Source organism: Acinetobacter sp. GQ146, from assembly GCF_059758585.1.
The window spans coordinates 1-315 of record NZ_JCAXDV010000032.1; the positions used below are offsets into that span (position 1 = coordinate 1).

The 315-nt window shown below is 48.3% G+C and carries 1 protein-coding gene; it reads right to left on the bottom strand.

The window, feature by feature from the left end; all coding sequences use genetic code 11:
• A partial coding sequence (locus AC6CHI_RS16150; RefSeq protein ID WP_498122508.1) for a type VI secretion system Vgr family protein occupies positions 1–315 on the bottom strand: 315 nt, incomplete at both ends.

The window sequence follows — 315 nt, forward strand, 5'->3', positions numbered from 1 at the left end:
TTCTGCATGGTCTTTAGGATAGCTGAGTTTGCCTAAATTAAGCTGACTTGCCGCATGACTGCTTTGCAACTGGGCACTGATTTGTCCCGTGGTGTCATCAAAGCGCAGCTGGTTAAAGCCCTGCCCCTGATATTCTTTAGATTTAATGCCTGCCAGTTTTTTGGTCTCAGGCAGTTGTCCAGCATTATCGAATTTGGTTGGGTGGCGTTGTGCTTCATGAATACGTCCCACCACAAAAGGACGGTCAATGTCCCCCTGAAAGAAGTCAATCACGACCATTTCCCCAATACGTGGCAAGAAACGTGCCCCGTAGCT